A 7,997-nucleotide genomic window follows, 5' to 3' on the forward strand; every position below is an offset into this window, starting at 1 on the left:
GACCCCTTCCTTCCGCTTTGCTCCCGGTCGGCGAGGGAGACGCCTCGACCGGCTGCCTGCCCCGGCCCAGGACTGGCCGCGACCGGATCACGAGTCACGCGGCCGTCAGAGGGGTCCGGCCCATCGCGAAGAGTTGTGCGGGGTGTGGTCCGGGGACGGGACTGACCGGATACCCGGCCTACGGACAGATCTCCTCGTTCGCCCCCCAGCTACCGGCGGATTCATCCTCGTTCCGAGTGAATCGGCCGCAGTAGAGGACGGGGCCGGAGCCGCTGTCGGTGTGGTGGAGAACGATGACGGGCTTGTCGGTCGCGTACGCCTCGTGCTCGCCGAACGTCAGGTAGCCGCTCGCGCCCTGCCTCTCGACGCCTTCGTCGAGGATCAGCTGCACGTTCTTGGCGTTGAGCTCGTCGCCGACCGTCTGGTACGCATCGCTGGCCGCCTCGGCCAGGAGTTGCATCGCGTCATGCGCGAGGGCGGCGTGGCCGTCGTTGCGCCACAGGTCGTGGTCTCCGAACGCGGCGGCGTACTCCTCGTTGAAGTCGACCGCCGCGTCGCTGAGTGCCGCATGGCCGACGGGCAGCACGTGAGCGGTGTGGTAGAGGCGGAGCCAGGAGGGAGTGTCGTACGACCCGGACAGCACCGCGTTGGTCAATTCGTTGCCCCCGAGCACGGTCAGGGAGTCATCCGTGCAATCGCTGGAGACCTGGTACGCGTCGAGGAATGCCTGGAACTCCACGGACCGGGCCGCCCAGTACACGACCGTGTGCGGCTCGCGCGTGACCGCCTCGCACACCGCGTCGGCGATCTCGTCAGGGGTGTTCGCCACCGAGACGGACTCGTCGGCGGGCTCGGGCGCGGGCGGGCCGCCCGGGGTGTGCAGCACCTGGAGGACCACGTCTTCGGCGAGCCCCTCGGTGAACTCGTCGGCGAAGAGGTCCCCGATACTGTCGCTGTAGACGTCCTCGGGGTCCTGCACCACCACGGCCGCTTCGGCCGGAACACATCCATCCGGGGCCCCTTCGCCCCGGTCCGGAGTCTCCCGGACGATGTTCACGCGCCGCGCGAACTGGCTGACGACCTCGGCCTCCCGGCTGTTCGGCGGCGCCACCGCGTGGAAGTACCGGCCCGGGTTCATCTCGTCCGCTGTGGCCGACGTCGTGATGACGGGAAGCCCGGCGTCGGTCAGGTCGCTCACGGCGTCCTGCGTCTCCGTCCGGCTCTGGGTGAAGCCCACCACTCCGATGATCTCGGGCGCCAACGCTTCGGCGTCCCGCACGACCCTTTCCGCGACGCGTACAGCGTCCTCGTACCGCTCCGCCGCTTGGTCGTAGAGCTCGACGCGCAGCCAGATCCTGTCGTCGTTGCGCGCCGCGACGTCGTTGATGTCCTGCTGAGCCAGGGCGATGCCCCGTAACTCGGGCACGGCGCCGTCGGAGCGCTGCGCCAGCTCGTCTTCGCTCCCGGTGGCACCCGCCCCGATGTAGGCGACCGTCCTGACGGTCGCGCCCTCCTGCTCCGCCCGGTCGGCGTCCTCGTTCTGCTCGGTGATCAGGCGCCGTGCGTCGTCGTACGCCTCGTCGAGCGGCGGTGCCTCCTGGTTCGAGCCGGGCGCGAGTCCCTGGTCCGGGGAGGCGTCCAGGCAGGTGGTGTCCTCGGGAAGCGGGTCGATGGACCAGATGGCCAATGCCGCCACTGCCGCCAGCGCCGTGCACCATGCGGTCATCTCGGTGACCGGGCCGACCCAGAACCTTTGCGTGGGGCGGGCCTGCTTGAGTTCGTCGGTTGGCAGCTCTCCTGGCAGCCGCACGAGCAGCGGGGCCGCGGCGTTGCCCGAGCCGTCCGGGGAACGGAGCCTCGCCGCCGCGCTGGTGAGCGTGGCGTCCTGGCCCGCGACGGGGATCCCGACCGGGGCGTCGGCCGCGAGCAGCACCGCCCCGCAGCGGGTCGCCGTCACAGCTTTCGCGTACTCCTCCAGGAAGCGCGCTCCGCGCTTCCCTCCCTCCCCGTCCGGCAGACGGACGAGGATGAGGAAGCGGGTCACCCTTCTGCGGCGCCATGGTGAGAGCCTGCCTGCCCGCCCCCACCGCGCGATGTCCGTCAGCAGGGCACGCAGCAGCATCTGCTCCAGGTCACGCTCGCGTCGTTCGGGGGATCGCCTGTCGTTCCCACCGACCAGGCGTGCCACCCGGTCGTGGACGTCCTCGAAGAAGTCACCGCCGGCCAGCGGGCCGCCGTGGATCAGGTTCGCGAACCAGCCCGTACGCCGTGAGCGCATCAGCCGACGGGTGCAGCGACGTGCCCACAGCCAGCGGGGAAACTGGTGGAAAACCGGGCCGGCCACCCTGGACCACCAGGCGGCGAACCCGCCCGGTGCCTCCACCGTCCCGCCCAGCCAGGACAACAAGCGCCGGCCGGGCCCCTGAGCCAGGACATAGCAGTGATTCCGTAAGCGGATCTCGGGGGGCGTCGCCGCATCGGCGTCCGGAGGCGGCTGGTTCGGATCCTCCTGCTGCTGGAGCCACGCCACCACGTCGCGCATCAGCGCGAAGTTCGTCAGCTTCAGCCGCCCCGTCTTCCGAGGCGCCCGCTGCCGCAGGCCGGCTAAGTTGATCTCGCCGCAGAGCGGTGCGATGCCCTCCGCCGGGTCGGTGTCCACGGGGCGGATCAGCTCCGTGTGCGGGTCCCGGATGTCGACTCGGGGCACGCATGCGTCGAGCTTGCGCACGGCGTGCTGACGGCCTCCCTCGGACAGCAGCACGACGGGCGGCAGCACCTCGGTGGACTTCGCCTGCCGGTCGGGCTTGCCATTACTGCCGATCGGCGCGATCGCATGCCGGAATGCCTCGGTGAAGGCGTCCCAGTCGTCGTGCCAGTCGTCATGCCGTGCGGTATCTGTCACCGTGATTCCCCCTGCCTCGGTTCCGGGACGTGCCTGCGCCATCCGGGGGGTCTCGGCCGTCCGACGGCGTGTCGGGGGCAGAACCTACCGACCGGCGTGTGTGCTGCTTGAACAGCATGAAGTGACCTGATCCCCCAGAGTAGTTGTCGACGGAACGCCTTGAGGGCTTTTCCGTCCAGTCGCCGTTTGTTCCCCTGAGCCCCGTTCCCGTCGCACGGTGATGATCCTGGAGTCAGGGACGTAAGACGCCGTTGGACCGCGAGAGGCGCGCATCTGATCGCCGCGGCGGCCGAACGGGATGCCCTGGCCCGACTGCGCTGTCTGATGTCGGGGAAAGGGCTCTAGCCGGCTGGCCGCAACGAGGTGCGATGACGTTCGACGACGAGGAAGGTGAGTCGGGCCCGGGTCAGCTGCGAGATCGAGTCGACGCTGTCCTCTTCGTCCGAGCAGTGGTCGTCCTTTTCCGGGTGAGGCAGCAGTCATGGGAGTGACTAAGGCCCAGTTCGGGAGTGCCTCGGAGTGCTGGGGCAGAATCCACGGTCCCGAAGCAACCCGGTCGGCCCTGACCGTCGAATCAGTGGTTCACCAGGATGCCTGCTGCCTCGGGGTGTTGGTCATCGCATTTCCTCTGCGGCTTGCCGGAGCAGGGTTGTTGTCTCGTCGGGGTCGAGGGCGAGTGCGCAGGGCGGGTTTCTTATCGAGGCAGAGGTTTCCGGCTGGCTGAGTCGGAAGTTTCTTGGCAGTTGTCAAGGCGGGTGGATGCCGAGCCGGAAGCCGTTGCCGCTGGAACTGTGCGACCAGGAGCGCCGGGTGCTGCGGGGCTGGGCGCGGCAGCGGACCGCGACTCAGGCACTGGTGCTGCGATCGAAGGTCGCGCCGGCGTGTGCGGAGGGTGGGACGAACTCGCAGGTCGCGGAGATGTTGGCCTTCTCGCGGGAGACGGTGCGTAAGTGGCGGTCCCGGTTCGTGACACACCGGCTGGAGGGACTGGTGGATCAGCCACGCCCGGGGACACCGCGGAGGATCACCGATGAGCAGGTCGAGGCGGTGATCGCCAGGACGCTGGACCTGGCGCCGCCGAAGGGCGACACCCACTGGTCGACAGGCACTGGTCGACGCGGTCGATGGCTGCCGCGGCCGGAATGGCGCAGTCGGCCGTTTCCCGGACCGGGCGGGCTTCGGGCTCAAGCCCCACATCGTGCAGACCTGGAAGCCGTCCACGACCCGCAGGTCGTGAGCAAGGTGCGCGACGTGGTGGGCATCTACCGCTCCCCGCCCGGCAGCGCCCCGGTGCCGGCGGTGGATGAGAAGTCGCGGATGCAGGCCCTGGACCGCACGCAGCCTGTCCTGCCGCCGGCACCCACCACCGCCGGCCCGGATGACGCAGGACTACGTCCGCCACGGCACCACCAGCCTGTTCGCCGCGGTCATCGCCCAGCACTACCGCCGCCACCGGCACCGAGGGTTCCTGCGCTTCCTCAAGCTCATCGATGCCGCCGTACCCCGGCACCTGGACCTCCCGCCTGATCCTGGCAACTACGCCATCCACAAGACGGAGGCGGTCAGGAAGTGGCTGCTGCGCCACTCGCCGAACTGACGCCCCGCAAGCTCCGCCGCTCAGCCCTCCGCAGCGTCACCGAGCTGGAACGCGACATCCGTCGGCTGGATCAACGAAGAGGACAAGCACCCCAAGCCGTTCGTGTGGACCAAGACCGCCGACGAGATCCCTGGGCACCCTCACCGCCGACTGCACACGAATCAGCGACTCAGGACACTAGCCGCGGACTTTCACGAGGGGCGCGGTCAGGTAGGTGATCGAGTAGCTACGGATGGGGCTTCTCTGTGTGGTCGGTTTCACGGCAGGATCTCGACGTACCCGTCGGTTCCGTGCACGCGGATCCGCTGCCCGTCCCGGAGCCGCCGGGTGGCCTGCTCCACGCCCACGACGGCCGGCAAGCCGTACTCCCGGGCGATCACCGCGCCATGGGTCATCAGGCCGCCCACCTCCGTCACCAGGCCCGCGATTCCGACGAACAGCGGCGACCAGCTGGGGTCCGTGAAGGTCGTGACCAGGATGTCGCCCGCTTCGAGATCGGCCTCTGCCATGTCGAGGATGACGCGGGCTCTTCCCTCGACGGTCCCGGCGGAAACCGGTAGGCCGGTCATGGCGCCGGGCGGCACGTCGTCGCGCCGGTACGCCCCGTTGACGGCCTCACCGTCCGAGGTGAGTACCCGGGGCGGTGTGAGCGCGTGGTACGACCGGAACGCGTCCTTGCGCTGCTGGATGAGCTGGTTGTCCACCTGGTTCGAGCGCACGACGTCGTGGAGTTCCTGGAACGTGAGGTAGAAGATGTCCTCCTTCTCGGGAAGCACGTTGGTCCGCACGAGGCGCTCGGCCTCCTCCAGCAGGGCCCGCTTGTAGATGAAGTAGCGGCTGACGATGCCGTACTTCGGATACTCCCGGTACCCGATGAAGGTTCTGACCCGGTCGATCATCCGCTTGGCCTCGTCGGCTTTCCGGTCCCCGTCCGGCAGGGCCCGCAAGCGTGACAGCACGTCCTGTTCCTTCTGCCGCGCCTTCTGCCGCCCTTGCTCGAAGCGTCGCCCGGCAGCGCCCGGCTCGAAGTTCCTGACGTTGTCGAGGATCACGGGCACGAGCGTGGTGGGGCGCTCGCGCCACCGTGGCCTCGTGATGTCGATCTCGCCGGCGCAGCGCATGCCGTACCGGTCGAGGTAGGCCGCTATGGCGTCGCGCGCTTCGGTCCCGCCCGTGAGCTTCGCCAGCTCGTCCAGGAAGCCCTCGTCCTCGACGCCCCGCAGGAACGCCACCACCTCCGGATGCGGGCGGATCACATCCGCGACGTCGAGCAGCGCCAGTCCCATCTTCGACGTGATGTTGCCGGGGGCGGACAGTGTGAGCGTGTCAGCCGCGTTCTTCTCGCCCAGCCACTCTTGCAGCTTGTCATTGAGCCACCACGTGGCCTCCATCCCCGCCGTGATCACCTGCATGCTCAGCGGATCACCGAGAACTCGCTTGTGCTCCTCGAAGGCTTCCCGCAGGAAGTCGAACAGCGCCGGTCCGGTCTTCGTCCGGATGTCGCGTTCCAGGGTGGCGATGGACGCCTGGCTGCGCTTGATCAGTTCGGTGACGATGGCCGGATCGGTCTCGATCGGGGCGGACGCGCCGCCGGCGGGCGGCCCGCCGGGACCTGTGTCCCCGAGCGATGGGACGACATCGTCGCGGGCGAGGACGGTCTCCAGCGCGTCCCTGACCAGTGGATCGCCTCTCCCGATGACGTCCAGGAGGGCGGTGCGGCCGGCGGGCGTGGCAAGGCGCCGGGTGACATCGACGAACAGCCTCCCGCCGGCCTCCCGCATCGGTGCCATGGCCGTCAGCTGCCACACGGAGAGCCCCAGCGGCCTCATGGGGTCGGTCATCATCTGCTGATGGCCGACGGAGACGTAGACGTGCTTCTCCTGGTCGCCGGTCTCGGGGATGGGGAACAGCGTCGTGATCGGCCGGCTCTGAACGATCCGGAAACCATCGTCCACCAGGCACCATTCGATGTCCTGCGGGCAGCCGAAGTGCGCTTCGATCCGCCGTCCGATCCGCACGAGCCGCACGACCTGCGCGTCCGTCAGCGCCGGCCGCTCCTGCCGCTGCGCGTCGATCGCCACTTCCCGCGTACCGCCGGTCGGCAGGGCGTGAACGGCACGCTGTTTGGCGGCGATCGCCCTGGCGACGACTTCGCCGCCTCGCACCGTGAAGACGTCCGGGTTCACCAGGCCGGAGACCAGTGCCTCACCGAGGCCGAAGCCGGCGTCCACGGTGGCGACCTTCCGGTTGCCCGTGACGGGGTCGGCCGTGAACAGGATGCCGGCCGCGTGCGGGAAGACCATCTGCTGCACGACCACGGCCATGTGGACCGTGCGGTGGTCGATGCCGTTGCGCAGGCGGTAGGTCACGGCCCGTTCGGTGAACAGCGAGGCCCAGCACCGGCTGACGTGCCGGAGGATCGCCTTCGGCCCCACGACGTTCAGGTACGTGTCCTGCTGGCCGGCGAAGGAGGCCGTCGGCAGGTCCTCCGCCGTCGCGCTGGACCGGACGGCGTAGGCGTCTTGCTCGCCGAACTCGGCGAGCGCGCGGATGATCGCCGCCGCGAGATCGTCCGGGAGGGCAATCCCTTCGATGGTCCGGCGGATCTGCGCGCTGAGCGCACGGATCGCCGCCCGGTCGTCCGGGTTCAAGCGGGACAGCTCATCGAGCCGATCGTTGATCGACGGGGCCCCCGCCATGATCCGCCGGAAGGCGTCCGTCGTCACGCAAAAGCCCCCCGGCACGCGGATGCCTTCGATCCGCGACAGCCCACCCAGGTGCGCGCCCTTGCCGCCGACGACCGCGACCTGCGTCTCGTCCACCTCGTGAAGACCCACCACGTACCGCTTGATCATCGCGACACCTCCGAGGCAGCCGTGCTCGCTTGCGCCGCACCGGCCGATCGAATCACCGGCGCCTCCGGACCTGTCGAACCTCTGGCCGGGCAGGTCCTCATCCCCGGTTGCCTTCCGCCCGACGAGTCGGCCGTCACCGCGTCTCCGTACGTCGACATCACCACACGCACGTCGCGCCCCCATTTCCGCAGGTTGTGGCCTCGGCCGACGATTCTGCGCCGCGACCCGGGCCTTGCCGCAAGCCCCCCACCGGGCTATACATTGAGAGTGGCAAGGAGAGAGTTCTCTTTGCCTTTTTTGGCGTCCGAGGGAACGGACACGCTTCTCGCGACGCGGTGGCGCGCCGCCATCTCCCGGATGTCTCCGCGGCTGATCGCGGCCGTGGTGGTGGACGGCCGATGCGGGGCCACGCCGAGTCCCGCCAACTGCTGGGCGCCCATGGTGGGTGATCGAGCGCGCGATGTCCTGGTTGTCCGGCTACCGGTGCCTGTTAGCCGGTGCGCGCCACCCCGTGACCACCGGGCGTTTTCGGGACCTTGCAGACGTCGCGGATGTGGGTGGTCCCGGACCTCGGCGTTCCTGGAGAGGCACCTCCTGTCGGCCCGGTTGCCGATGAGCGGGGGAGCGGTCAGCGGGGGAGGGC

2 protein-coding genes and 1 pseudogene are annotated in these 7,997 nt (G+C 69.4%); 1 reads left to right on the forward strand and 2 read right to left on the reverse strand.

The window, feature by feature from the left end:
• Positions 1–178: 178 nt before the first annotated feature.
• A complete protein-coding gene (locus tag ACSNOC_RS17665; RefSeq protein ID WP_436748429.1) occupies positions 179–2,902 on the reverse strand; it encodes a hypothetical protein in 2,724 nt (907 codons plus the stop codon).
• A gap of 759 nt (positions 2,903–3,661) precedes the next feature.
• Here ACSNOC_RS17665 and ACSNOC_RS17670 point away from each other — a divergent pair.
• A pseudogene (locus ACSNOC_RS17670) lies at positions 3,662–4,680 on the forward strand (IS630 family transposase).
• Positions 4,681–4,756: 76 nt separating this feature from the next.
• Here ACSNOC_RS17670 and rph read toward each other — a convergent pair.
• The gene (gene rph / locus ACSNOC_RS17675; RefSeq protein WP_436748430.1) at positions 4,757–7,354 is read right to left on the reverse strand and encodes a rifamycin-inactivating phosphotransferase; all 2,598 of its coding nucleotides are present in this window, start codon (positions 7,352–7,354) and stop codon (positions 4,757–4,759) included.
• Between the last annotated feature and the right edge of the window lie 643 nt (positions 7,355–7,997).

It is taken from the genome of Streptomyces sp. URMC 129, from assembly GCF_051386415.1.
In the GTDB taxonomy this organism is placed as follows: Bacteria; Actinomycetota; Actinomycetes; order Streptomycetales; family Streptomycetaceae; genus Streptomyces.